Origin of the sequence: Shewanella sp. SM55 (assembly GCF_025654025.1) — a bacterium.
In the GTDB taxonomy this organism is placed as follows: domain Bacteria; phylum Pseudomonadota; class Gammaproteobacteria; order Enterobacterales; family Shewanellaceae; genus Shewanella; species Shewanella oncorhynchi.
This window is the reverse complement of sequence record NZ_JAKKRS010000003.1, coordinates 100,651-126,953: the sequence shown is the minus strand read 5'-3', so window position 1 is coordinate 126,953 and position 26,303 is coordinate 100,651. Positions and strand designations below refer to the sequence as shown.

Below are 26,303 nucleotides of genomic sequence, written 5' to 3'. Positions count from 1 at the left end.
AACTCTATTTGTAATAACTCAATACAGGGATGGATAACAAAATTATCACGAGTTTACCTTAAATTAGGTATTTAACTCACCCGATGACTTGACCCACGTAAGGCGTACAAAGTAACACCCTGCCCACATTTGTAAAGCCAAACAAATGACAGGGGTATCAGGATCTGTTGACGTTTCAGGTTCATTCTGCAGATATTAGGCGGAATTTTATGCAAGATAGAGCCTTTATGGCGTGATGACGCGACATATAACAGCCGATAATGCCGCAGAAATGTTAGCTAAATAAGGCCGTTTTCATCACTCGTGACTCATTTAAAATAACTCAACATCATTTATCGTTTGGCGAGCAATACCTTGTCAGAACAAATAACATCTAAAACGTAAGTATTGCCTAGCCACCGATAAGCCAAGGAATAAATCGTTAGACCTTTTTAAATTCACGCTTTAACTGAAAACCATCGTCAGTGGCTAACTGCTCTAGCACTTCGATACGCTGACGAAGGATGGCTAACTCGGTCTGAAAAGCTTGGTTTTCGGCCACTTGCTCACGCGTCGACACACCTTGTTTGTTGCGGATTTTCATTATAGCGACCACATATCCACCAACAATTGCGAGTATTGGGATAAGTAAAGCGAGGGCACCAGTGTTCATAGTCATTTCCTTTATCTATTGGCGTTATCGTTATCAAGCTCAACATTTAGATCTGCTTATGACGCTTAATCAATGTCAAAGTCAGAACATGGAAATAAGTATGCGCAAGACAAACGCAATCAACCAGTGACAAAAGTCATGAGATTTAGCGAAAAAGTGTCATTCCTTATCAAAACTATCCACAACAATAGCGCCCATAGAGGCTGGCATAGTGATCACTATGATCCGTTTTATAGAGGTTAGTGGATCCTCAAAAAATGGCACTTTATCGAGGCAAAGCAGCACGAGGAAAACCACGAGGGCTGTGAGCAAATACGCCACCACGATACGAAAAATAAACACAGGAACGCGGGAAGCAATATTCTGTTGGAACACGCTGTGATAGGTGAATACCCCAAGAAAGAGCAGCGATAAACTAAAAAGCATACCGATATTCAATAAAGGTAAAGTCTCACCGAGATGCCACGCTTCCTCAGAAAATGCAACGGGGACCGCAAGGGCAAAAGCCCCTACGCAAACTTGACTCGCATCTTCGGTGTTAAAACTAAATTTCATGCTGATCGCTCCCTAATCTTCCAATCTATTTGATTAGTCGAAAATAACGTTCGGTGAAGATGCGCTTATTACTGGGGTATTAAGTGCGATACAGCACTTTAACCACATGCCAGCCAAACTTGGTTTTCACTATATGTGGCACCAGTAATTCACCTGAAAATGCAACCTTATCGAACTGTGGCACCATTTGGCCTTTTTTGAACTCGCCTAAATCGCCACCTTTTTTGGCCGAGGGGCAAGAGGAAAAACGCTTAGCGAGCACAGCAAAATTAGCACCATTATTCAGCTGCTTAACAATATCCTCAGCCTGTTCTTTGTGTTTAACTAAAATATGCACAGCGGCAGCGGTTTTAAACATGTCATTTCTCACTTTGGATTAACGTCCCGTGCAAAGGGAAGATTGGCGCCCCGAGTTTGTCCTCGATCACACCACTTCCATCGGCACAGGTTCTACTGACTAAAAGGTTTTAGATCCAACGCATAAGTGCGTTATTGGCCCATTATCGACCCTATTAACCTAGAAAATTTTCTGCCACCACTGCAAAGGGTCGCCGCAGTTATTCACAGGACGATAGGTCGCAGCTAATGCCGGAAGCGCATCAACATTGCTGCAAGTGGATTCCTTAGCCACACCTGTATCTCGGTCAAAAAAGCCCTTCACTACGCCGTTCACAGGGATTGAGCGCAGACTAATAGGTGGACGTTCCTTTAAGAAGGCAAGATACACGGCCATGGCGCCACTACTACCATACAAGCTGGTTTTACCGTTATCGTCACGACCAACCCAAATGGCGGCGACATTACGCTCATCAAAGCCCGCAAACCAAGAGTCGCGGCTGTCGTTACTGGTGCCAGTCTTACCCGCAAGTCCAACACCAGGGAAGGCATTACCTAAACGTGTCGCCGTTCCCGTATTCACCACTTGCTGCATAGCAAATTGAATTAAGAAATCTGTCTCAGGAGCTATAGCTTGCTCTTTAGGCAATCGCGTCACTGGCAATGGGTTCTTATCAGAATCTAGCACAGCGGTCACTGTGGTTAACTTACGGTAAACACCGCTATCAGCTAAGGTTTGGTACACTTGCGCTACCATTAATGGCGAGCCATTGACGGCGCCGAGTAACATGGAGGGATACTCGTTTAACGGCTCCTGCCAACCCGATTTAGCCAATGTTGTGGCGACCGCATCCACACCCACAGCAATTCCAAGATTTACCGTCGGTACGTTCATCGACTTTTTCAATGCCGTTAACAAAGGCACCTGACCACTGAACTTCTTATCAAAGTTTTGTGGTGACCATGTCTTACCTTGCTCACTTTTCAAGGTAATAGGTTGATCTTTAAGAGGTGTCGCTAAGGTAAATTGGCTATTAGGTGCCAGAGCCGTAGCATACACAAAAGGCTTAATTAACGAGCCAATAGGACGACGAATTTCAACCGCGCGGTTAAAGCCATCAAATCCTGGGGTTTTATCGCCGACCATAGCCGCAATACCGCCCGTGTATTTGTCGGTCACGACCATACCAATCTGCAATGATTTATTGCTCTTATCTAAGCTTTTGAGGGTTTGAGTCACCGCAATTTCGGCGGCTTCTTGGGCCATAGGATCGAGCGTGGTATAGATTTTCACCCCAGATTGCTTCAATAGCGCATCGCCATAACGCTCGTTCACTTCCTGTTTTACCAGAGCGAAGAAGGACGGCAATTTCTGGTGTGCTGGTTTATTGAGATTACGGATCCCTAAGGGGGACTCTACCGCCACCTTGTACTCAGCCGTGGTTAAATCCCCCGCATCCATGAGTAAACGCAATACTAGATCACGGCGTTCTTGAATACGATCCGGATATTTCCATGGATTGTAGTAAGACGGTCCCTTAATCGCAGCCACTAAGAATGCCTGCTGGGAAATAGTCAACTCACTGATAGGACGGCCGAAATAGAAACGTGAGGCCAACCCCATACCATGGACGGCGCGGGATTTATCCTGCCCCATATACACTTCGTTAAGATACGCTTCGAGGATTTCGTCTTTGCTGTAACGAAAATCAATAATGACCGCCATTAAGGCTTCGCGCACCTTACGCAGCAAGGAACGCTCACTCGAAAGGAAAAAGTTTTTCGCTAACTGCTGAGTTAACGTCGAGCCACCTTGCACAGTGCGACCGGCGCTGATGTTCACAAAAGCCGCGCGCGCAATCGCGAATGGATTCACACCATGGTGTTCATAAAAACTACGGTCTTCCACCAGCAGTAACGCCTGCACGATCGACTTTGGCATTTCTTCGGTCGGCACAAACAGCCTGTCTTCACCGTCGCCAGTAATAATGCGGTCGAGCAATACTGGCTCAAGGTGGAATATGGCGAGTTGACGCTTGTCTGAGACTCGAGTGACCGAACTGATGCCATTGCTGTCGAAGCTGATCATGACTCTTTGTTCGACTTGATCGCCTTCTGGATGCAAAAACGGTCGACGCCACAATTCAATACGAGTGCTCGAAGCCGAAAACTCTCCCACTTGGTGCGGGTTAGCGACTTTGCGATAGCCGAGCAACTTAAGCTCAGCCATCATTTGCGGATGGCTGACTGCCGCACCAGGGTACAGCGCCATAGAACGACTAAACACCTGTGCTGGCAAATGCCATTTTTGGCCTTCAAATTTTTGCGCAATAATTTGATCAAGATAAATGCTGTAAAAAGTCACTACAGCTAATCCAGCCAAGCCTAATTTCCAACTGATAGACCAAATTCGTCGAAATAAACCGCGGCCATGATTAGCCCGACGGGAAGCGGGTGATTTTTTTGTCGTCTTAGTTGTCATATCTACTTCATCATTCATGCATTTAAAGACATCAGCCATAGGCACAAAGCTAACGTGGTGCGAATCAAAGTGTTTCATAACAAAATGTTATAAAACCAGCGGCATGGTGCTAGGGCTGAGCTAAACCCAAGGTTTTCTTCTTGGTAAATTTTGTCGGCAGTGTATTCACAGGATCGTCTGGCCACAGATGTTTTGGATATCGACCGCGCATTTCCTTTTTCACTTCCACATAAGGTCCCTGCCAAAAGCTGGCTAAATCTGCCGTCAAGGCTAATGGACGCTGGGCTGGAGAGAGTAATTCCATCGTCACCTTTAGTTTGCCCTGCGCCAACATAGGACTCTGCGCCATGCCAAAGGTTTCTTGCAGACGCACACGCAGCAGCGCACGCCCAGACTCGTCGTATACTATTGGCGCAGAGGTACCGGTGACTAACGGCCAGGAAGTTGGCAATAACTCGTCAAGACGCTGTTTCTGCTGCCAGCTCAAACAGTTTGCCACAAAACCAAAGCAATCGAGCTTAACTAATTGCTGCAGATTATTCACATTTTCGAGGTAAGGCGCCAGCCAAGTTTCTAGGCTCGCTAATAATGCTTCATCATCAACCTTGGGCCAGTCACTGCCCACGTCGAACTCAGTTGCCAATTTGAGCCTGTGTTGAAACTGTTCTAAGTTAGCGTTCCAATTGAGGATTTGTAATCCTTGCTGGCGAATATAGCCCAGTAAGGCCGCGACAATCTGCTTACGTTCAGGCTTAGCAATCGTCTCGGTTTTTACTAAAATTTGTCCGACCTTGTATTGGCGCTGCGCAATTACTCGACCTTTAGCTTCATCCCAGCCACAGATCTCATGAATATCCAGTAAACCTTTTAGCTCGCGGTCGAACAAGCTTGGCTGAAGCTGACTCGCTAAGTAAATCCGCCCAGCGTTTCTGCCTTCAGTTTCTTGAAAATCCGCCACCACCATCCACGGCGTTTGCGCCAATGCATCATCGGCTGCGAGCACGACGCCAGTACCATTGGCTAATTGGTAGCCCTCAACACCGCGAGCTTTAGCAATACGATCCGGATACGCAAGTGCTAATAACAACCCCACATCGCTGTGGTGTGCATGGGTCGCTATCTTAGACAAATCCGCCGCTAATCCTAGCTTTTTCTGCCACTGTTTTGCCTGTTGCCCAGCTTGTCCATGACAGGCAAAGTGCAGGTAATTCATGATATCGGCGCCCTTTTTAGGCAAACCGCGCGCCTCTAAAACCCCCGACAACAAGCAGGCCAAACTGCCCAATTGCGTTGCTTGTTCGTTAGCATTATTGACTCCCCCATTGTTTGCGCCCAAACTTTTTGCGCCCAATAACATATGAGCAAGCCTTGGGTGACACCCTAGCTCGTAGGCCGCTTTACCATGGGGAGTGAGTTTATTTTGAGTATCGACCATGCCTAAATCTTGTAACAGTTTCCACGCCAGCGCCTCATGCACACTAGGTGGCGGCGTTAACAACATCAAGTCGCTAAAGGATTTTGCGCCCCAGTAAGCACAATCGTGGGCCATAGCCACCAGATCCGCTTGGCTGATCTCGGGTTCATCGGCCCTGAGCATGCGGCCATGTTCTTCTTGGCTCCACAGGCGAACGCACACACCCGCTGATAAACGCCCGGCGCGACCACTACGCTGAGTTGCGGAGGCTTGGCTTATACGTTTCAAGCCTAAGCGGGTGACACCGGTTTTAGGGTTAAAACTCGCTTGTCGTTTATAGCCACTGTCGATGACAAACCCTATTTCTTCAATAGTTAAACTCGATTCCGCCACGTTAGTGGCTAGCACAATTTTGCGCCTGCCATCTATAGTTGCAGCGATCGCGCTATCTTGCTCGGCACCTGAAAGTTCACCATAAAGAGGGCAAATCAAAAAGGCATCGTCCGCTAAGCGCTCACGCAAAAACTGCTGTAATCGTAAGATCTCCCCTTTACCGGGTAAAAACACGAGCACGGCATTATTGGCAGCAGTTTTATCAACACCGGCACTGCTGCTGGCCGAGACCAGTTCGAGCACGCAGCGGCCGAGGTGATCGATCCAATGCTGCTGAGTTGGCACAGGGCGATATTCGATGTCGACAGGAAAACTCCGGCCTTCGCTGTGCAAGGTCACCGCTTCTGGCATGAGTTCAGCTAAGGCAAGACCAGATAGAGTCGCTGACATAGCTAATATCTTTAAATCGTCCCGCAGTGAAGCTTGCACTTCGAGCGCTAGGGCAAGACCTAAATCAGTGGTGAGGTGACGTTCATGAATTTCATCGAAGATGATCATTCCAATCCCAGTTAACTCGGGATCTTGTTGGATCATTCGCGTCAGAATGCCTTCGGTGACAATTTCTAAACGGGTATTGGCACTGATTTTAGCTTCACCGCGGACGCGATAGCCGACTTCTTGCCCCACCTTTTGCTGGCGACAGCTGGCAATATAGTGCGCCACACTACGCGCCGCGACACGCCGCGGTTCGAGCATTAAAATGCGTCCGCTGATTTCTGGCCAATCCAACATAGCCAAAGGTAACGCCGTTGATTTACCCGCACCTGTCGGTGCCTCGAGGATCACTTGAGCGTGACGAGAAAAAGCCGCGCGCAGCGGTGCTAATAAGCTATGAATAGGTAGAGAGTTCAAGAAAAAGACATCAGCGGCCAAGACAGGGCGTCAGTGTACTAACAATCGGCTTTGAGTACCATTTCGCAGCAAACATTATCAAGTCAGTGCTGACATAAGTAACAGCTCAAGGCTGCCATGCCCAAGATTACAGCTGTGGATAGGGAGCAAAAATCTCACGCTTTTCGAGCCAAGGTTGACTGAGCCCTGACTGTAGTTCAGCTAAGCGTATCGGTTTATTGATGGCGTAACCTTGAGCATAGTCGACGCCTAAGGCTTGCAATTTCCACCCTATTTCTTGGGATTCGACAAATTCAGCAACCACATCAAACCCCATATCTTGACCAAGTTGGCAGATGGATTTTACGATCGCCTGATCCGCAGAGTCTTCGCAAATATTGACGACAAATTGGCCATCAACCTTTACAAAATCCACATTGAGGCGCTTAAGGTAAGCAAAGCTAGAAAAGCCTGCACCAAAATCATCGAGGGCTAATTTACAATTGAGTGGACGAAGTATCTCGAGTAACTTTGTCGCTTGATCAAGCTGACTCACAGCCGCGGTTTCAGTGATCTCGATGCAAAGCTTATCCACCAGCTCAGGTTCGGCCATCAAACGCATTTCTAGCCAATTCATAAACTCATGATCGCCCAAAGAAGTTGCCGACAGATTCACAGACACTAGATCCAATTGCTGCCAAATATCTAAATGACTACCACCCCACTTGAGCAAATTATCGATCACCCAAAGATCAACCTTAGAAGCCAAGTTGTATCGCTCGGCGGCGGGTAAGAAGATAGCTGGAGACACTATAGTGCCGTTAGTCTGCACCATACGCAGTAGGATCTCTAAATGTAAGCCAGTTTCCTCGCGGTTTAACGGCACTATGCTTTGAAAATAAAGCTCGAATTGGTTTAATGCGAGTGCGCCGACGATATCTACAGAGGCCATCATCTCGGTGTAGAGACGGTTCATTTTAGGATCGCTCGCACTGTATAAATGCCAGCCATTTCGGCCTTGATCCTTCGCCAATCGACAAGCAGCATCAGCTTGACTCATGACGGTATAAATATCGGCGGATTTTTTATCTAGCCTAGCAATCCCCATACTGACACTGACATTGTGACTACGACTTTCCCAAATAAACTCATGATTTGCTAACTGGGTACAAATCCGCTTAGCAATCTGTTTCGCAGAGTCCACATTGCAGTAATGCATCAGGATACCAAACTCATCGCCCCCTAAACGGGCAACAATATCGCCTTTACGTACGAGCTGTTTCAAACGTAATGCGACTTGGCAAAGCAGCTTATCCCCAGCCTGATGGCCACTGATATTGTTAATGACTTGGAATTGGTCTAAATCGAGAAACGCCACGCAAATAGGCATATCATCGTGGGCATGTAGTAGGTTTTCTAATAGGGCTTCGAAATGTAACCGATTGGGCAATCCTGTGAGCGCATCATAATTGGCATGGAACGACAGCTCATCGGCTAAGCGGTACTTTTCACTGACATCTTCGGCAATCATGACTAAAGTATCTTTATCGCCGCTAATCTGGCTAAAACTCAGTTTCAACCAAGTTAATTGATGAATTGATTTTAAAGGTAATTCACACCAAGCTTGACCGAGCACACCTTCTCGTACCACATGTAAGGTATCAGTTAGCATGGCGTGTTCTTCCTCACGCACCATGTCGAATAAATCATAGCCATGTTGAATTGGCAGGGTTTGCAGAGCGACTTTATTCAGCATAGTCAATTGATCATGCTTATCTAACAAGGCGCAAGCTAAGGGCAACTGGTTGAATACTTCACAGTATTTATGTTCACTGGCAAGCATGCTTAAAGCAATACGCGTCAATTCCATCGCAGAGCCAATCATCACAGCGGCGTGATTAAACTCACTTATAAACTCTTCGCTCCATTCACAACATTCTGAGCAATTAACGGCCCCCAAGGCAATACGGGTTTCGCCAAACACGACTGGCGGCAATACTAATAGACTCTTGACGTCCCAATCCCTTAATAAAGCTCGCTCAGCCTGAGCATCGGCAGGTAAGGTATTCACATCAGCCAGATTTAATAGACGCGGAGTACGGACAAGAGAGCGAAAAAATGGCATTCGTGCCAAGGGCCAGACTCGGGTTTGTTGGCCTTGGGCAAATTGAGGTTTTAAATACAGATTACGCGTGCGTAAACGATCCAGTGACTGGCTTCCGGTTAATACAAATACCCCGTCACAATGCAGTTGCAAAGTAATAGTCTCAAGCGCTCTGTCAACATTCTGCTCTAAGGTTTCTAGCGGGGATTCACTAAAAATACTGACCAAAGCCTGTTGGAGTGGATTAGCTAAACCTACTGACATGAAAAGTCTCTTCCTTACCTAAAAATCCATTTAAGGTATTATCGACGTGCATTAAGTATAGGCTCACAGTGAATTAAACGTCTGCTTGAGTCACAAATTAGCTGATAAATTCAACAGCTAGATTAACGCTCAAATGCGCTTAACGTCAAAGTGTTCGCTGAGATAATCCATATTAAGCCCTCCAAAAGGATGATAAACCGATGCAACAAAGGCTATTCCTCGGCTTCGCTCCCACAGATAGTCAAAGGGTATATCTAAGTGAATTGCAGCAGCAATTGATATGCCATCTTAATCTTGAGGCGAAAGCGGTGAGTGTCAGCAATCTGCATTTAACGCTCTGCTTTATGGGTCAAGCTAACAACGAGCAAAAAATCGCCCTCCTTGATGCGGTTGACCGCTTAGTGAAGCCAAGATTTAGCGTTCGGCTTAACCAGCTCGATGTATGGCCTAATGCGCAAGTATGTTGCTTGAAAGGCGATGATATTGAGCCTCCGTTAGCGCAATTCGCTAAACAGACGCAAGAAATTGCTGACCGACTGCAATTGCATCGGAATGAGCACAACTTTTGCCCGCACATCAGTTTATTTAGAAAAGCAAAACAATGGACACTAGATGAGTCGGCTTTATTGCAACTCAAAGGTATGAATACGCTGACGTTAACGCCCGATAATTTGCATTTATACCATTCAAAAAGCACAAGCACGGGTGTCGAATATCACATCCTAGATTCTTGGGCGCTCGGTGAGCCTTAAATCAAAAACAAAAAGCCCGAGTATCCACTCAGGCTTTATTTTTCAATTTATGAATCAATCCATTAATCAATACTAGAATAAAAATAGCAGTTAACTAAGAGAGCTATGATGAAGAAAGCCCTATTCGAGTAAACGTAAGGTTTCGCGATAGGCACGCTTTTGCTCGTAGGTTTGTAACCGCAGCATAAACTCATCAGTCTTAGTCATTTCAGCATTCATTTTCAACGCTTCGATCGCTTTCTGCTGCGTCGAAATAGCAGCACCAAAATCACCTAACTCCGCATAAGCCGCGGCTAAATTATCAAGATTTGTAGGATCGTTTTCATTCACTTTGAGTAATTTTAAGGACAACTCGACCGCTTTATTGCCATCACGATATTCTGCTTCGGGGCAAGTTGCTAAAATCCACGCCACATTACCCAAAGCAACATCATCACCCACTTGGGAAAATTGCTCGACCGCTTTACCGCAGTTGCGCTGCACACCGTCACCGCCAGACGCATAAATAAAGCCTAAACGGAATTGAGCCCAACGACTACCCTGCTCACTCAACGCTTTATACCAATGCTCAGCGACTGACAAGTCACGCTTGATCAATTGGCCTTCAAATGACAGATCCGCTAAGGTTTGCTGCGCTTTTTCATGTTGTTGTTCGGCGGCAAGTGAAATCCAGTGCAATCCAGTCGGCACTTCTTGCGACACAAAACGTCCGGAGAGATACATTAATCCCAGCAAAAATTGGGCATCGGCATCACCTTGCTCTGCCGTCACTTGAATATGCACAAACTTACTGGCCGCAAGTTCAGCTGCTGGCTGCGGGATAGAAAATGCGTGCGCCGCAGAGCTCAGCCCTATTGTTAAGCTTAAACCTGCACCTAAAACCCATAATCTGTATTTCACTTGCTTACCTCTCTTAAAAACAACTGCCCTCAAAGTTAGCCAGAATTAACCCCATAAGTCGAGCCTAAATACACACAAACCTCAGGATAATGGGGGAAGCTAAGCCAAATGGAATGTCAAATTTAAAAAGTGAAACATGTTATTGTGTAATTTAGTGGCATATTTTATTCATAATCTATAATAAAACTGCTGAAATAGACTGGTAAGATGTGATTAACTCGACAGAGTTAAGTGAATCCAGCGAGTTTCATATCGATTTAGTTGACTTAAATCACTAAAGTAGCAAAATAAGCTCTAATTTTAGATGGTTAATTGCATTTATTCACTTATTCTAAACTAAGACTTCCATCAAGTTTTTGTGAGTTTAATTGACGTAAAATGCTTATTTAGAATACTCTTACTTTCGTTTTAATCAATCGAGGAACACCAACATGGCTCTGATTGGTAAGCCAAAACCTGATCCAACTTTGGAATGGTTTTTATCACACTGTCACATTCATAAGTACCCTGCAAAGAGCACTCTTATCCATGCTGGTGAAGACTCAGATACCCTTTATTACATAGTAAAAGGTTCTGTAGCGGTATTGATTAAAGATGAAGAAGGTAAGGAGATGATCCTTTCTTATCTGAATCAAGGTGACTTTATCGGTGAACTAGGTTTGTTTGAAGAACAAGCCGAACGTACCGCTTGGGTTCGTGCTAAGCAAGCTTGTGAAATCGCTGAGATTTCATATAAGAAATTCAGACAGTTAATTCAAGTTAACCCTGAAATTCTGATGAAGCTGTCTGCACAAATGGCCTATCGCCTACAAAGTACCAGCCAGAAAGTGGGTAACCTTGCATTTTTAGACGTTGCAGGCCGTATTGCTCAAACTCTATTGCATCTGGCTAAACAACCTGATGCTATGACACACCCTGATGGCATGCAGATTAAGATCACTCGTCAAGAAATAGGTCAAATTGTTGGCTGTTCACGGGAAACTGTGGGTCGTATCTTGAAGATGTTAGAAGAACAGAATTTGATCCAAGCTCATGGTAAGACAATCGTGGTATACGGTACCCGTTAAGTTAGTCTTCAGCTTGATTTAAGCCTGCCTTATTAAAGTGGCCTAGAATAAATTCTAGGCCATTTTTTATTGGGGAGCTCAAATGAAACGGCTGTTTTTAATCTGTTTTTTCAGCCTATTCACGCTGGTGCATCCAATAATCTTGCATGCCGAACCTATTGAATTAGAACATTATCAAGCCAAGGCGTTAGTTAACTCTGGGCAAATATTGTCCTTAAACGGTACACTCGCCGTAGTGAACCAATTTTGCCAAGGTGAACTAATTGATGCTCATCTCTATCAAGAAGATCATAAATGGCGCTATGATTTGCAAATCAAAGTTCAGCGTGGCCAAATCGTTAATCTCAGTATTGATGCAACTAATGGTCAAGCCGATCAATCAATAGCACTACCGAGCGAATGTCGAAAACATGAAACTGTTACTCGTTGAAGATAACCCAATGCTAGTCACCGAGCTGGAGAAACAACTCAAACTCGCTGGCTATGTAACCGATATTACAGACAAAGCGCTTGAAGCCGATTATCTGATCAAAGAAACCCAATACGATTGCGTAATCTTAGACATAGGTTTGCCCGATGGCAACGGCCTCGAACTGCTCGAAGGCTGGCGAAATCAAGGGATCAGCACTCCAGTTATCATGCTGACGGCCCGCAGCCAATGGCATGAAAAAGTAGAAGGTTTTAATGCTGGCGCCGACGATTACTTAGGTAAACCTTTCCACGCACAGGAATTATTGGCCCGAATCCAAGCTTTAATCCACCGTGCACATGGTCGTCTAAACACCTCAAGTAAACAATTGAGTTATGGTGGCGTGGTTTTAGATGAAGCAGAACAAACGGTAAAAGTGGCCGAGCAACTGTATGAACTCACAGCAATGGAATTCAGGCTGTTAAAAATCTTCCTCATGTCACCTAAGAAGCTGCTATCTAAGACGCAGCTAACTGATAAGCTCTATCAGTTTGACGATGAAAAAGAGAGCAATGTGGTCGAGGTTTATGTCACCCATCTACGCAAGAAACTGGGTAAAACCACGATCGAAACCCGTCGCGGCCAAGGTTACATCTTCCACGGCATTATTGAATGATCTCGATCCGCACTAAGCTCAGTTTATGGTTAACTGGCTTACTCGTGTTAGGTACTGTAATTGGACTGATACTGTTTGAGTCCATGCTACGTCAGGCCTTCCACGACTCTATTATCAATCGCTTAGAAGAAGATCTCGAACATATCATGCTGGCAACCCATATCCATGATGGGGAGATCAGCATAGATCAAAGCCAGCTTTCCAGTTTCTACAAGCCCGCCTATTCAGGCCGTTATTTTCAGCTTAACCTGCCAAATGAAGTGATTCGCTCACGCTCCCTGTGGGATATGCAGTTAGATATCGAGCCACTAGCACCGAATCAAACCCGCGTCTGGCAAGCTAAAGGGCCAAAAAATAACGATATGCAGTTGTTATCATTAGGGTTAAATTCCAGCAGTGCCAATGTCAGCGCTACCTTAACCGTTGCGCAAGATTTGAGTATCGGTAGACGCGTGTTTAGCGAGGTTTATGGCACTAAGCTTGGTGTCAATCTGGCGATGTTAGTTGCTATGATCGCGGGGATATTCTTGATCCTACGTCAATCATTTAAGCCAGTTAAGCACATACAGCACGCACTTTCTCGGCTAAGACAAGGGGAAATTAACGCGCTGGAGCTCAATAATATTCCTCCCGAAGTACAACCATTAGCAAAAACCTATAATGAACTACTTGAGTACACAGCCAAGCAAATTGAACGTAGCCGCAATAACTTAGGTAATTTGAGCCATGGGCTCAAAACGCCACTTGCCGTGATGCAGCAACAGGTTGAAGCTCTTGGCCTCAAAGATCCTGAAACTGCCATTGCCCTGCAGCAGCAACTTGATTCGATTCACAAGATGGTCGAGCGTAAACTGGCTGCGGCGAGGATCACTGGCGACATGCTCCCCGCTGCGCAATTGGTGATCCCTAGGGATTTACATAGCCTAGCCAACACGCTAAATAAGGTTCACCGCAACAAGTCCATTGAATGTGATTTCGAACTCGATCCCAATATTCTCAGACTGCCTATTCACAGGGAAGATGGCATGGAGCTCTTAGGCAACCTGCTAGACAACGCCTTTAAATGGGCCCAGAGCCGAGTCAGCATTCAGCTATCGCGTCAACAAGAGCGTCTCTGCCTTTGTATTGATGATGATGGTCCAGGGGTTGCTGATGATGAGCTAGATAAGCTCACACAAAGAGGAACAAGGCTTGATGAGTCTGTGATGGGTCACGGTTTAGGATTATCAATAGTGAAAGAAATTGCCGAGCAATACGAGATTGAGCTGCAGTTTAATCATAGCACTCGCTTAGGTGGATTGAGGATCGAGCTGACCTTTAGCTAGCCCCAGAGTATGCCAATCGTATTAAATGCCTTGTTTGAAATATCCATAAAAAACGCCATCGAATTGATGGCGTTTTTTATGCAGAAAGCAATTTGAGGACGTTAGGCTTTATTCACATTGGTGCTTTCAAAAATCTTGTCGGCAGACGCCGCCACAAAGCCTGTGTAGAGCTCGCCATTAGCCATAGGATAACGTAGCGCAAACTCATAGAAACAGCTTGGGATTTCCACTGTCGCGTCAGTAAATTCAACACCAATCTTATCAGCCATAGTCGAAGACTGTTCTAACAAGACTTCTGGCGAACCTTTGATCTCACCACCTGAACTATTGAGCACAAAGCCCGCTTGCTTCAGTGCTTCATTCACTGACTCTAAAGTCTCAAAACCGTCGAGGTGATTGATAGACACAGTGAAATGGTTAGCGCGGTAACCAAAAGCCGCTACCCAAGCTGCATATTCACTCTCAGTTAATAAGTCCTGATAGGTTTTAGCATCTAAAGACCAATGACGGCCTGAGTAAATAAAGTTGTCCGCCGTTGTCGCTGCTGCATCCACTTGGGCGATTAAGCCTTGAATAGTTTTTTGCAACGCAGGGCTAAATTCTTCAACCAACAGCTCAGAGATAAACACTTTAGGCTGAGTCGAGTCTGGATGTTCAAAATGCTTAGCGATCAGTTTTTTCTGTTCAAACTTATAATCACCGCAAGGTACATAACCTAGCGAAGTGAAATGCTTAGCCAGCACGTCCAAATTCACCTTAGCGATATTGAAAGTACGCAGGGCAATATGGTCGTTGATGATCGGTTTACCATGACCCAACAACGCGTGCACTTTTGCCGCTGAAGGGGTCATTTGAATATAGTCTTGCCACAGAGCGGCAAATAACGCGTTGATGTCGGTATGCATAAAAACTCCTTTTATTGTGCTGCGGTTATTGCTGTTATTTTGCCGCAAACACTAAATGTAACGACCTAAATGCTACTGTTGTAGCGTCTACACATACCCACAGTAGAAACTCAAGTAACGTTACTGCTTGTTATTAAAAAGGAAGAACATTAGTCCTTCCTCCTCTTTCCCACATATTCTTTACCGCATAAAAGTCAAATCTCTACCCGCTTACAAGCTCAAACCTGGGCTTAATGTCGCGGGTAAACTCACGGCATCAGCCTCGACCGAAGCGACAGGATAAGCACAGTAATCGGCGGCATAGAAAGCACTCGCTCTGTGGTTACCCGAAGCCCCTACGCCACCAAAAGGTGCCGCGCCAGATGCGCCAGTGATTTGTTTGTTCCAGTTAACAATGCCAGCACGAATACGCGCGAGGAAATAGTCATAATCTTCACGGCTATCGGCAAGTAATCCCGCAGACAAGCCGTAACGCGTTTGGTTAGCCAATTTGATCGCTTGATCGAAATCACTGTAACGCACCAGCTGCAGTAGAGGTCCAAAGTATTCTTCATCCGGCAATGCATCGATCGCTGTCACATCGATAAGGCCAGGAGACACTAAGCCTGTACCCGCTTCTAGATGGGTCAACTCGACCAAAGACACACCGCCCAAGTTCAGCAAATTCGCCTGCGCCGCAACCATACCCTTAGCGGCAGTTTCAGAAATCATTGAGCCCATAAAAGGTTGTGGCTGCGCATTCCAAGGACCGACTTTAATCTGTTTAACCGCATCGACTAACATGGCAATCAGGGCATCACCCTGCTCGCCTTGCTCGACATATAAACGGCGCGCACAAGTGCAACGTTGACCCGATGAGATATAAGCCGACTGCAAAATATCATGCACTGCGGCCTTAATATCCTGCACACCTTTGATGATCAGTGGGTTATTACCTCCCATCTCAAGTGCTAAAATTTTGCCCGGATGACCCGCATATTGTTGATGCAATACATGACCCGTGCGTGAGCTACCGGTAAAGAACAGACCATCGAGCTGCGGGTGAGAAGCCAGTGCCTTACCCGTATCAACCTCACCTTGGACTAAGTTAAGCACGCCAGCAGGCAGACCCGCTTTATCCCATAGGCTGACCATCAGCTCAGCGACTTTAGGCGTGAGCTCTGAAGGTTTGAAAATCACCGTATTCCCAGCCAGCAGCGCAGGGACTATGTGGCCATTCGGCAAATGACCAGGGAAGTTGTAAGGACCGAACACCGCCACAACACCGTGGGGCTTATGGCGGATAACCGCACGTCCTGCTGGCGTATCGTTGGCTTCTGTGCCCGTACGTTTATTGTAAGCCGCAGCCGATAAAGCAATTTTGCCTATCATGGCGCCGACTTCGGTCGCGGTTTCCCACTGAGGTTTACCCGTTTCTTGGGCAATCGTTTCAGCCAGTTCCGCTTTATTGGCTTCGAGTTGGGTGCGATACGCTTCAACTATGGCTAAACGCGCATCGAAACCTAACATAAACCAATCAAACTGTGCGGCGCGCGCGGCATCAACGGCGGCATTAACTTGTTCTGCAGTGGCCGTTTTACCGGTCCAAATAGATTGTGCATTGGCAGGGTTAATTGAGGTCACGTCATGACCTTTGCCAGCATGCCACTGGCCTTGAATATAATGTGTCATTGGTTATTCCTACATTGCCAAAATACGGATTTGATCGCCTTTTGCGAGTAGCAAACCCGCAGCCAGCTCAGGGCTAATGATGATATGTTCGGATTTGTCGTCCACGGCCAGTGCAGCAGACGTCGCTCGGTAATTGGCTAATTGGGTATTTGAGATAATAAATTGAGTGTCGGCTTCGACCATGTCACCAATATCGACGGTCAATAAACGACTTTCACGCACGCCGCGAATGTCCGATAAACGACACTCTACAGTTGGACCACCATCAAAAATATCCACGTAACCGCGGCATCTAAAACCTTCGGCCTGCAGCAGACTTAATGCCGGACGGGTATTGGTATGCACTTCGCCAATCACTTTCTGCGCTTCTTCCGGCAACAGACATACGTAGACAGGATTTCGTGGCATCATTTCGGCCATAAATGCCTTTTTACCTAAGCCAGAAAGATAATCCGCCTGAATAAAATCTATGCCTAAAAAGTGTTTTTGCAACCAACCATAAAAAGGTGAATGCCCCTCAGCGTCGCTTACACCGCGCATTTCGGCAATCACAGTTTCGCCAAAACGCTTCGCATGTTGAGCTAAAAACAGAAAGCGACTGCGGGATAACATGCGGCCATTGTTGCCCTTGCGATATGCTTCACGCAAAAACAGCGTGCACATCTCAGCAGCACCAGTGTAGTCATGGCAAAGGGTGAGTGTTTCGACCTCGTTACGCACGTCAATTTGCTCAGAATGATAGACTTCGGTACCAAGTCGATAATGGTAGAACGCATCTTCCATTCCCACCGCCGCTTCGATGGCGCACGTTCCCACCACTTCACGGGTATCGGTATCTTCCAGCACCATTAGATAACCTTCATCGAAGGGAGTCTCTACGGCTTTGACGAATGAAGCTTCTGCTCGAGCAATTTTATGTCTGAGCAGATCCGCATTCACAGGTAATGACGTAAAACCATGACCAGACTCTTCGGCAATTTGATATAAGGCCTCAAAATCACCAGCCTGAATAGGACGTATGATTAACATCTTAGTGTCTCCTCACTTTGGCTTACCGTGCATCAAGGCACCTCTCTTTAAAAAGACAGGCAGTGATGCAGGTAAGTATTCCCTGACAAAAAAGGAGTGCGAATAAATTCAGCACTCCTTTGGTCATTTAGGCGGCAGCTATGCTCGCCACAGCACGTTCAAAACGAGCTAGACCTTCAGCAATATCTGCCTCAGGGATCACCAGAGAAGGAGCAAAACGCACCACGTTAGCACCCGCCATCAGGCTCATTAAGCCTTCAGCGACAGAGGCCACCAAAAAGTCGCGTGAACGACCTTGGTATTGTTCATTAAGAACGGCCCCTAAGAGTAAACCTTTACCGCGTACTTCTGAAAAAACATGATATTTTTCATTGATTTTGTTCAAACCATCACGCAATAACTGCTCGCGATGTTTTACGCCATCTAACACTTCAGGTGTGTTCACTACATCTAACACTGCATTACCGATAGCGCAGGCTAATGGGTTACCACCGTAGGTAGAACCGTGAGTGCCCACTTTTAAATGCTCGGCAATCTCAGCCGTTGTCAGCATAGCTGCGATAGGGAAACCACCACCGAGCGCTTTAGCTGTGGTTAAGATGTCAGGCACGATTTCAGTACCCATGTAAGCGTAAAGTTCACCAGTACGGCCCACACCCGTTTGGACTTCATCAAAAATCACTAGTGCATTGTGCTTATTAGCCAATTCACGCACGGCTTTTAGGAATGCAGGATCGGCATCGATAATACCGCCCTCGCCTTGCAGCGGCTCAAGCATGATGGCGCAAGTCTTATCCGTTACTGCGGCTTCTAAGGCGGCAACATCGTTAAATGGCAGGTGAGTAATGCTCTGCGGCTTAGGACCAAAGCCATCGGAATAGGCAGCTTGTCCACCGACACTGACAGTGAAGAATGTACGGCCGTGGAAAGCTTTATCGAACGCTATGATTTCATCTTTCTCAACGCCATGTTTTTCTAAGGCATAACGACGGGCAAGTTTTAATGCGGCTTCGTTGGCTTCGGCGCCAGAGTTGGCAAAATACACTTTGTCGGCAAACGTGCTATTAACTAATTTAGTCGCTAATGCCAAGGCAGGCTCATTCGTCATTACGTTTGACAAATGCCATAATTTTTCACCTTGTGTCTTAAGAGCATTCACAAGGGCTGGATGACAGTGACCTAAGCAATTTACCGCAATACCGCCAGCAAAATCGATAAACTCGTTGCCCTCTTGGTCCCAAACTCGGCTTCCTTCGCCACGAACAGGGATCACGGCAGCAGGCGCATAATTAGGCACCATCACTGCGTCAAACTGGGCACGGTCCAACTTCATATCAACGCTCATTCTTCTTCGTCCTTTGTGTTTGTTTAACGGCGCCTTGCACCGTCAGAGTCCCATAGGTATCTTTATCTAGAGTTAGTGATACTGGGATTGCTTGTGTCTATTAATAACCATTATTAGCGAAAATGTGATCAAAATACCAGTTTTTCACAAACATCAATCCACGCACTTCCACCCAAAGTGCATAAAGATTGCAGTTTAAGAACTATACAAGCGGTTAAGCCCATGGCTTGCAGCATAATTAGTCAGAAAAAAAGTTATTTGCCCCTCATTTTGCTAGCTATTCACTGAATGTGAATAACTACACCATTTTAACGAATCAAGTGTGAAAGCACAAAATGGCCAATTTTCGACCTCACTTCAAGGGCTTCGGGCAATAAATTGAACAAGGGAAACACATGGGGCATGTTAGGGTAAAAACAGCCCGTTATCTCACCACCACAGGCTTTTATTTGGGCGACTAAACGTTCAGAATCCTGTAATAATAGCTCCCGCGTACCCGCAATCACTAAGATGGGCGGCAGGTCTGCCAAGTTCCCCTGTAAGGGGGAAACTTTTGCCGACATAGGATCGGCCCCCGCAAGATAAGCGCCACGTAAGCGCAGCAATGCCTCTATGGTGAAGAAGGGATCGTCGGCTGCGAGTATCAACTCAGTATCCCCCGTAAGTGCTAAGTCTAACGCGGGCGATAGTAAGATACAGGCGGTCGGTAAAGGCAGGCCTAAACGCTTTAATTCCAGCAACAAACTCAGGGCTAAATTGCCGCCCGCCGAGTCACCCATGAGGATCAAATTCTCCGTGCCTTTCAGCTCAATTAACCGCCTATAGGCTTCAAGCACATCATCAAATGGTGCGGGGAAAGGATGCTCAGGAGAGAGACGATAATCAGGAATATAAGCATCTAATTGACAACGCTGGCAGATATCTGCGACTAATCTTGCATGGGCATGGGGCGTTTTAAAACAGAAGCCTCCGCCACGGATATAAAACAGACTTCCAAGGCGAGAAGGTTCGTTGAGAAGCACATAATGTAACAAGTTTGAGTGTTGTAAGGGGATGGTAGCGCTGACTAACTTATCCGGCCAAGGGAGCCAACGTCTATCAAGCTCAAGCAACTTTTCACGCACTTGCGCTAAGGGCATTTTGGCCTGTCCACGACTGATGGATGGCCTAGCGACATAGGATAAAATGGTATTTAGTACAGATGCTTGCCAGCTTGGCATATCCCTTCCTCTACTTAAACGCCGCAATCATGGCGCTACGTAGCAGACCGAGGATTACAGCAGATCTAACTTCCTATAGTTTTGTGCTTTTAGGCGCAGTACTTCTTGCTCAGTTAACTCATAATAATCAAACATTAAGCGCTTTTCTTGGGGATCGATTTGACGCATTTCTTCGAGTAATACCACCTTAGCATAACAGTTTGCCCGCGCGACTAATGCCGACTGAGGCGACAATTCTCGATAACTTAAGGTTTGGTCTAACTCCTTTAACAACCGAGTTAAGGGACTCGCTTCAAACTTAAGTAACTCTAATAATTGCCAATTAAGTTTGAGGCCATGGCTTAACACTTGTTCAAACACGGCCTTAGCAGGAAACTCAGTGGCAATCACCGCATCATACACTTCCTTATCACGGCTGCTACTGGCTTCTCTTATCCAAGATCCCCATGTTTGGTCGAATAAACGGGCACTTAAACTCAATACAACGGATGTGCCTAACTGATTAAGTAAGGCACTACTATAAACCAAGGCTGAGTCAGTATTATGAAGCTGAGCTAAAGCATTTGCCGCTATGCCACTGACTATGCTGTAGCGCCATAATTTACGGGTAGTCCATAACAACTTAGCATTGCCACTAGGAAGCCAATTTCGCAAACAAAAGTAAGGGATAATGGTGCGAAGGTTTTCGATACCGATGTAATTCATCACTAATTTGATATCAGTGACCCGCACATCTGAACTCTGAGACCGGCGAGCGCGAAAAGATGGGCTGTTGACCATGTTGGTTAAGTCGCGGCACAACCAATTTAAGCTACTGATCAATGGTCTTAATCGCGTTGCATCGAGATTTTTTGCCAGCAATAATTCCAACAAGAGGATTTGCGACTCATTGATATCTGACTTAGCCAGAACAGATTCAGGGGACGCGAGTTGATGCTCGATGGCGTTAATGACAGTTTCATGCAACTGGCTCGATACGGCTTCAAACACTTCTTTAGCTTTAATTTGTTTCATCAAACGCACCAAAATCGCTTCGCGTTCAACATCTAACTTATTTGCATCGGCCTCTAATTCAAGGTCGAGTTCATCCAAAAGAGTCGGGCTCGCTTTTTGCTTTCCGAGGATCAATTGTTGATAGAGCCTATGTTCTATCTCTATAATTTTGCCGGGTCTTACACCGCCCGCAACCGAAATCGCCACTATAAATCTTTCCTATATCGCTAATGCCCGAGTGACGTCAACACAATCAAACTCTCAAAATCATTACAATTTCAGCACATACACTTAATCTTAGCAATAATGCAAAGTCGCAGAACGCAAACAAAGAGTTATATCGGATATTTCCTAGTCAGTTACCCAATAAAAAGGCCTCGACTAGGAGACCTTTAAAAGAAATCGAACTGAATTATTTAAGTTCTTGTTCAAATAACTTATAGATGCGGCGGTATTCATCTAACCAGCTAGAAGGTTGACGGAAACCATGGGGCTCAACAGGATAAATCGCCATTTCAAAGGTTGGTTTTTCCAGTTCAATGAGGCGCTGTACCATACGCACACTGTCTTGGAAGAAAACGTTGTCGTCCATTACGCCACTCATGATAAGCAGTGGTTTAGTTAATCCTTGGGCATGCTCAATAGGAGAGCTGCGCTCATAGGCGATAGGATCGACATCAGGCGTATTTAAGATATTAGAGGTATAAGGCGCATTATAATGTGCCCAGTCCGCCACAGGACGCAATGCAGCTCCAGCTTGGAACAAGTCCGGCGCGGTAAACAAAGACATAAAGGTTAAGAATCCACCGTAAGAGCCACCATAAGTCCCGACACGCTTAGTATCGACATGGGTATGAGTCGCCATCCACGTTACGCCATCCTTTAAGTCTTCCACTTCTGGATGACCCATATTGCGATAAATAGCAGTGCGCCAATCTCGGCCGTAACCTTTAGAGCCACGGTAATCCATGTCCATCACAACATAACCTTGTTGAGTCAGCAGGTTGTGGAACATAAACTCGCGAAAATAACCGCTAAAACCATAATCGGCATTCTGCAGATAACCTGCGCCGTGATTGAAAATCACCGCAGGATATTTCTCAGCGCGGGACTTATCATAGCCTTGCGGCAGATAAACTCGAGCGTACACATTGCCAGCACCATGATTTGAATGTACAGCTACCACTTCTGGCGCTTGCCATGGGTAATTTTTGAAGGCATCACTGGTATAAGACGTCAGCTGCTTTAACTCGCCGCCAATGGGTTGAACATAGAGTTCATTAGGCTGTGTGCGGCGTGAGGCATTGAGTAATAGCTGAGTGCCATCGGGGCTTAAGCTGTAATCTAAGTTGCCATCCCACTGGGTTAGTTGCTCATTTTTACCTGTGGCAAGATTCACGCGGTGAACATTATAAATACCGGGGTGACTCTGGTTCGCTTTGTAATAGATGTAATTGGCATCCGGTGACAGCGTAATATCACTCACGACAAACTTGCCTTGGGTTAACGCACGCGGTTTTTCGCCTTGAGCTTTAATATAAAGCTGCGAATAACCGGACTCTTCTGACAAGTAATACAAGGTATCCGTATCCGGTAACCAACCGAATTGGTTGTAATCGTAATTCACCCATGCATCATCATGTAAACGATGTTCGGTAATGAATTTACCCTTAGCAAGATCGACACTGGCGATCCAGCGATCTTTATTATCAGTTGCTTCTAGCATCAGGGCTAATTTATTTTCCGACTCATGCCATTGAATCGCACTCTGAGTCCAGCCCCAATCCTGCATCAACTGAATTTTACGTGGCGATTTAGTGCTTTGATAAGTTTCGCCTTTCGCTTTAGCATTTTCAGCTTTCACTTTGGCTAGCACATCCTCATCAAAACCAGTAAGGCCCTCGATGGTGATATCGACATTTTTATGTTGGTTTAAATCAAGCACCACAAAACGTTGCCCTGGTGGCGTATCTTCAGCCACGCGCGCGCGCACTGGCACTGGGTCGATATAACCTTCACTACCTAAGTAATTAGGCATGATGTCGTGTTCGCTGCTACCTGTGTAATTTTTATCTGTAAGAGTGACTAAAATATAGCGGCCATCGGGTGATAAACTCAGCTCTGACACCACTTCGCTATCGCCTAAATACCAAGTGCTGGCGGCGAGCGTTGGATCGTTTTTTTGTAATTCATCTTGATACTGCGCTTTAGTTTTAGCATTTTCTTGCTGCAGCGCCACATACTGAATCAATCTGTGCTGTTGTTTCGTAATATAAGACGTCGGCTCTTTTACCGCTTCTGGTGCTTTCGCCATTTTAATTTCAGCAAGTTGCTCGACTAAGCCAGAATCTTGATGGATCTGGAAAACATTGTCGCCCTGCCAATAGGCGATATCGCCATTATTGAGATAACGCACACCATCGATGGCGCTACGCTGGCGAGTCAGTTGGCTGATTTTACCCGTGCTTAATTGCTTAACAAAAATGTTGCCTTGATATAGGTAAGCCTTGTGGGACTTAGTGCGATCAAACACGCCAAACTGCTGATCTGCGGCATGTAACTTATCGAGAGCTAGCTCGACGGCGCGGCTGTCATTGATGCCTTGCTGATAATAGCTACGCAGAGGTGAAGTACTCGCTTGGCGGGCAAACAGCACGCTTTGGCTATCGTCGCTCCAGTAAGCCTCTTTGGCAAAGATCCCCATCCAATCAGGATTTGCCATAATTTGATTAAGCGTAAGCGCCTGTGAAACTTGTGGCGGTTGGGCTAAGGGAACTTGGAATGCTGGCGGAGCTATTACGGGAGTTGCAGTTTCAGTCGATGTCGCTGCGCACCCAGCCAATACGGCAACCGCTAACGCACTAAAACCCAAATTTCGCATTACGCTTCTCATTTATCCTTCCTTTTATTGTTATCGCAATGGCTAAATGACCCAGTCTACTTATCTGCTGGTTTCGCCTATTCGCGTAGTTTTGCGGCAGTTATAGCATAGTTAATCGCTAAACTTGCTTAAAAGAAGGATAAATCTTGTAACAGAAATTGATAGTGTGGAGAGTTTTTAAGGCGAGGAAATTATACGGGAACAGCCGGTTGCGCTAAAAAATTGGCTAACAGTTCGAGACCTTGCTCGGTGAGAATTGATTCGGGATGAAATTGCACCCCATAAAGCGGTAAGTCTTGATGGCTCATGGCCATGATTTCTCGGCCGTGAATTGCATCGTCAAACCAAGCATCGAGTACAAAACCTTCAGGCACTGCATCAACCAGTAACGAGTGATAACGTGTCACGGTTAAAGGCTGATTTAATCCCTTAAATAACCGCTGTCCAGTGTGCGTAATTGCACTGACCTTGCCGTGCATCACCCGTTCGGCACGCACGACATTGGCACCAAAAACCTGCGCCATCGCTTGATGTCCTAAACAGACACCTAGGATCGGCATGCACGTGGCAAAATGCTCAATCGCCGCGAGGGAGATCCCCGCCTCATTAGGTGTGCAAGGTCCGGGCGAAATCACTAGATGAGTCGGCGCAAGCGCCTCGATGTCGGCTAGGCTAATTTCATCATTACGTTTAACCACTATCTCTTGCCCTAGCTGCTGAAAATACTGCACTAAGTTAAAGGTGAAAGAGTCGTAATTATCGATCATTAGCAACATACAAGATCCATTGGTCTAAATGGGTAAAGGTAACGCATATCTAACGGATGAATGCGGGCGCAAATGCTATCACACCTTGTACTTAAGGTTTAACCAATTACGGCGATAAAATACAGCGACAAAAAAGCCAGTCATTAGACTGGCTTAGTTTTTAAACGACTTGGGCATTTCACCACAGTTATTTAACCACAGTTAAATGACTGCGACGTTTAGGGGGCTCATCTGTCGGTTCAAACGCTTTATCTGTTGTTTCAACAACGGATAAAGATGAATCGACTTCATCGTCCATCAGGTAAGCATCTTCAATATCGAAGACAGTGCCAGCACCGTTTTCACGGGCATAAATAGCGACAATCGACGCCATTGGCAACATCACCTGCTGGGGAACACCACCGAAACGCGCATTGAACTCCACACACTCATTGCTAATTTGCAAATTGCCCACTGCGCCAGCAGCAATATTCAACACTATCTGGCCATCCTTCACGTATTGCTGCGGTACTTGAGTGCCTTCAACAAAGGCATCAACCACAACGTGAGGAGTCAATTGGTTGTCCATCAACCAATCATAGTAAGCCCTTAGTAAATAAGGACGATTTGGAGTCAAAGGTTTCATTACATACCCATGCGCATTTCGCGTTCGGCTTCAGTTAAAGAAGCTTTAAACGATTCACGCTCAAAAATACGTGTCATATACGCTTTGATATCTTTAGCTACACGGCTATCTAGCTCAATACCTAATACAGGTAAACGCCACAACAATGGGCCAAGGTAGCAATCCGCTAGACCAAATTCTTCGCTCATGAAGTAAGGCACTTCACCGAAGATAGGCGCAATTGCGATCAGGCTTTCAGTCAACTCTTTACGAGCCGCTTCAACACGATCACCTTTACGGATACGGTCAACGAGCGAATACCAGTCAGTATCGATGCGATGCATCATCAAACGGCTTTGGCCGCGAGACACTGGATAAACTGGCATCAAAGGCGGATGAGGAAAACGCTCATCCAAATATTCCATGATAATGCGTGATTCGTATAAAACGAGTTCACGGTCTACCAAAGTTGGCACTGAGTTATATGGATTTACTTCGAGCAAATCCTCAGGCATTTCGTTAGGGTCGACCTGTAAAACATCAACAGTAACCCCTTTCTCAGCTAACACGATACGTACTTGATGGCTATACAGATCATCAGCACCTGAAAACAGTGTCATGATAGAGCGTTTGTTGGCAGCAACAGCCATTGATACCCTCCAGAATCGAAATAAAACAAAAGTAAACGAGGGGCAAAGCCCCCCGTTTACACTATGCGGATATTACAT

The 26,303-nt window shown here is 46.0% G+C and carries 22 protein-coding genes; 5 read left to right on the top strand and 17 right to left on the bottom strand.

Translation table 11 applies throughout. The features are described 5' to 3' along the window. Window positions 1–421: 421 nt before the first annotated feature. The 6 genes from L5L91_RS05940 to L5L91_RS05915 form a co-directional block, all read right to left on the bottom strand. Window positions 422–652, bottom strand: coding sequence for a hypothetical protein (locus L5L91_RS05940; RefSeq protein WP_113939132.1), 231 nt, complete (start codon window positions 650–652; stop codon window positions 422–424). Between the two features lie 159 nt (window positions 653–811). Next, window positions 812–1,207 (bottom strand): DUF2391 family protein, encoded by a 396-nt coding sequence (locus tag L5L91_RS05935; protein WP_105250257.1) that lies wholly within the window; start codon window positions 1,205–1,207, stop codon window positions 812–814. Between the two features lie 79 nt (window positions 1,208–1,286). After that, entirely contained in the window at window positions 1,287–1,565 is a 279-nt protein-coding gene (locus L5L91_RS05930) for a peptidylprolyl isomerase (RefSeq protein ID WP_006084190.1), read from the bottom strand. A 159-nt stretch (window positions 1,566–1,724) separates the two neighbouring features. Further along, window positions 1,725–4,043, bottom strand: coding sequence for a penicillin-binding protein 1B (gene mrcB / locus L5L91_RS05925; RefSeq protein ID WP_219251092.1), 2,319 nt, complete (start codon window positions 4,041–4,043; stop codon window positions 1,725–1,727). A 91-nt stretch (window positions 4,044–4,134) separates the two neighbouring features. Then, window positions 4,135–6,684, bottom strand: coding sequence for an ATP-dependent helicase HrpB (gene hrpB / locus L5L91_RS05920; protein WP_219251063.1), 2,550 nt, complete (start codon window positions 6,682–6,684; stop codon window positions 4,135–4,137). A gap of 127 nt (window positions 6,685–6,811) precedes the next feature. Further along, window positions 6,812–9,031, bottom strand: coding sequence for a putative bifunctional diguanylate cyclase/phosphodiesterase (locus L5L91_RS05915; protein WP_198571945.1), 2,220 nt, complete (start codon window positions 9,029–9,031; stop codon window positions 6,812–6,814). 200 nt (window positions 9,032–9,231) lie between these two features. Between L5L91_RS05915 and thpR the strand changes: the two genes are divergently transcribed. Next, window positions 9,232–9,783 (top strand): RNA 2',3'-cyclic phosphodiesterase, encoded by a 552-nt coding sequence (thpR, locus tag L5L91_RS05910; protein WP_263235886.1) that lies wholly within the window; start codon window positions 9,232–9,234, stop codon window positions 9,781–9,783. 120 nt (window positions 9,784–9,903) lie between these two features. Here thpR and L5L91_RS05905 read toward each other — a convergent pair whose 3' ends face one another. Continuing rightward, entirely contained in the window at window positions 9,904–10,683 is a 780-nt protein-coding gene (locus L5L91_RS05905; protein WP_105250260.1) for a tetratricopeptide repeat protein, read from the bottom strand. 431 nt (window positions 10,684–11,114) lie between these two features. On the opposite strand from L5L91_RS05905, the gene crp reads away from it, so the two are divergent. The 4 genes from crp to L5L91_RS05885 all read left to right on the top strand — a co-directional run bounded on the left by crp (window position 11,115) and on the right by L5L91_RS05885 (window position 14,160). Further along, window positions 11,115–11,750 (top strand): cAMP-activated global transcriptional regulator CRP, encoded by a 636-nt coding sequence (crp, locus tag L5L91_RS05900; protein ID WP_006080082.1) that lies wholly within the window; start codon window positions 11,115–11,117, stop codon window positions 11,748–11,750. Between the two features lie 82 nt (window positions 11,751–11,832). Further along, a complete protein-coding gene (locus L5L91_RS05895; RefSeq protein ID WP_105250261.1) occupies window positions 11,833–12,180 on the top strand; it encodes a PepSY domain-containing protein in 348 nt (115 codons plus the stop codon). Next, window positions 12,161–12,835 (top strand): response regulator transcription factor, encoded by a 675-nt coding sequence (locus tag L5L91_RS05890; protein WP_131523983.1) that lies wholly within the window; start codon window positions 12,161–12,163, stop codon window positions 12,833–12,835. The genes L5L91_RS05895 and L5L91_RS05890 overlap by 20 nt, the downstream gene beginning before the upstream one ends. After that, window positions 12,832–14,160, top strand: coding sequence for an ATP-binding protein (locus L5L91_RS05885; protein ID WP_131523982.1), 1,329 nt, complete (start codon window positions 12,832–12,834; stop codon window positions 14,158–14,160). The genes L5L91_RS05890 and L5L91_RS05885 overlap by 4 nt, the downstream gene beginning before the upstream one ends. Window positions 14,161–14,261: 101 nt before the next feature. Here L5L91_RS05885 and L5L91_RS05880 read toward each other — a convergent pair whose 3' ends face one another. The 10 genes from L5L91_RS05880 to sspA all read right to left on the bottom strand — a co-directional run bounded on the left by L5L91_RS05880 (window position 14,262) and on the right by sspA (window position 26,225). Then, complete coding sequence (locus tag L5L91_RS05880; protein WP_212599655.1) at window positions 14,262–15,065, bottom strand: DUF1338 domain-containing protein; 804 nt, start codon at window positions 15,063–15,065, stop codon at window positions 14,262–14,264. 210 nt (window positions 15,066–15,275) lie between these two features. Further along, window positions 15,276–16,736: a succinylglutamate-semialdehyde dehydrogenase gene (astD, locus tag L5L91_RS05875; protein WP_263200978.1), complete on the bottom strand. Its 1,461-nt coding sequence runs from the start codon at window positions 16,734–16,736 to the stop codon at window positions 15,276–15,278. A 9-nt stretch (window positions 16,737–16,745) separates the two neighbouring features. After that, entirely contained in the window at window positions 16,746–17,765 is a 1,020-nt protein-coding gene (astA, locus tag L5L91_RS05870; protein ID WP_105250266.1) for an arginine N-succinyltransferase, read from the bottom strand. 127 nt (window positions 17,766–17,892) lie between these two features. Further along, entirely contained in the window at window positions 17,893–19,110 is a 1,218-nt protein-coding gene (locus L5L91_RS05865; protein ID WP_105250267.1) for an aspartate aminotransferase family protein, read from the bottom strand. A 308-nt stretch (window positions 19,111–19,418) separates the two neighbouring features. Then, a complete protein-coding gene (locus L5L91_RS05860; RefSeq protein ID WP_263235884.1) occupies window positions 19,419–20,330 on the bottom strand; it encodes an alpha/beta hydrolase in 912 nt (303 codons plus the stop codon). 54 nt (window positions 20,331–20,384) lie between these two features. Further along, on the bottom strand, window positions 20,385–21,530 hold the full coding sequence (locus L5L91_RS05855) for an HDOD domain-containing protein (protein ID WP_263163622.1): 1,146 nt from the start codon (window positions 21,528–21,530) through the stop codon (window positions 20,385–20,387). 205 nt (window positions 21,531–21,735) lie between these two features. Further along, entirely contained in the window at window positions 21,736–24,216 is a 2,481-nt protein-coding gene (locus L5L91_RS05850; protein ID WP_263163623.1) for a S9 family peptidase, read from the bottom strand. 179 nt (window positions 24,217–24,395) lie between these two features. Further along, window positions 24,396–24,980 (bottom strand): anthranilate synthase component II, encoded by a 585-nt coding sequence (locus tag L5L91_RS05845; RefSeq protein ID WP_263163625.1) that lies wholly within the window; start codon window positions 24,978–24,980, stop codon window positions 24,396–24,398. A gap of 178 nt (window positions 24,981–25,158) precedes the next feature. After that, window positions 25,159–25,596, bottom strand: coding sequence for a ClpXP protease specificity-enhancing factor (locus tag L5L91_RS05840; RefSeq protein ID WP_105250272.1), 438 nt, complete (start codon window positions 25,594–25,596; stop codon window positions 25,159–25,161). Next, window positions 25,596–26,225 carry a stringent starvation protein SspA gene (gene sspA / locus L5L91_RS05835; RefSeq protein WP_006080065.1) on the bottom strand — a complete coding sequence of 210 codons (630 nt, stop codon included), beginning with the start codon at window positions 26,223–26,225 and terminating at the stop codon, window positions 25,596–25,598. Before sspA ends, L5L91_RS05840 begins: the two co-directional genes overlap by 1 nt. Window positions 26,226–26,303 lie beyond the last annotated feature (78 nt).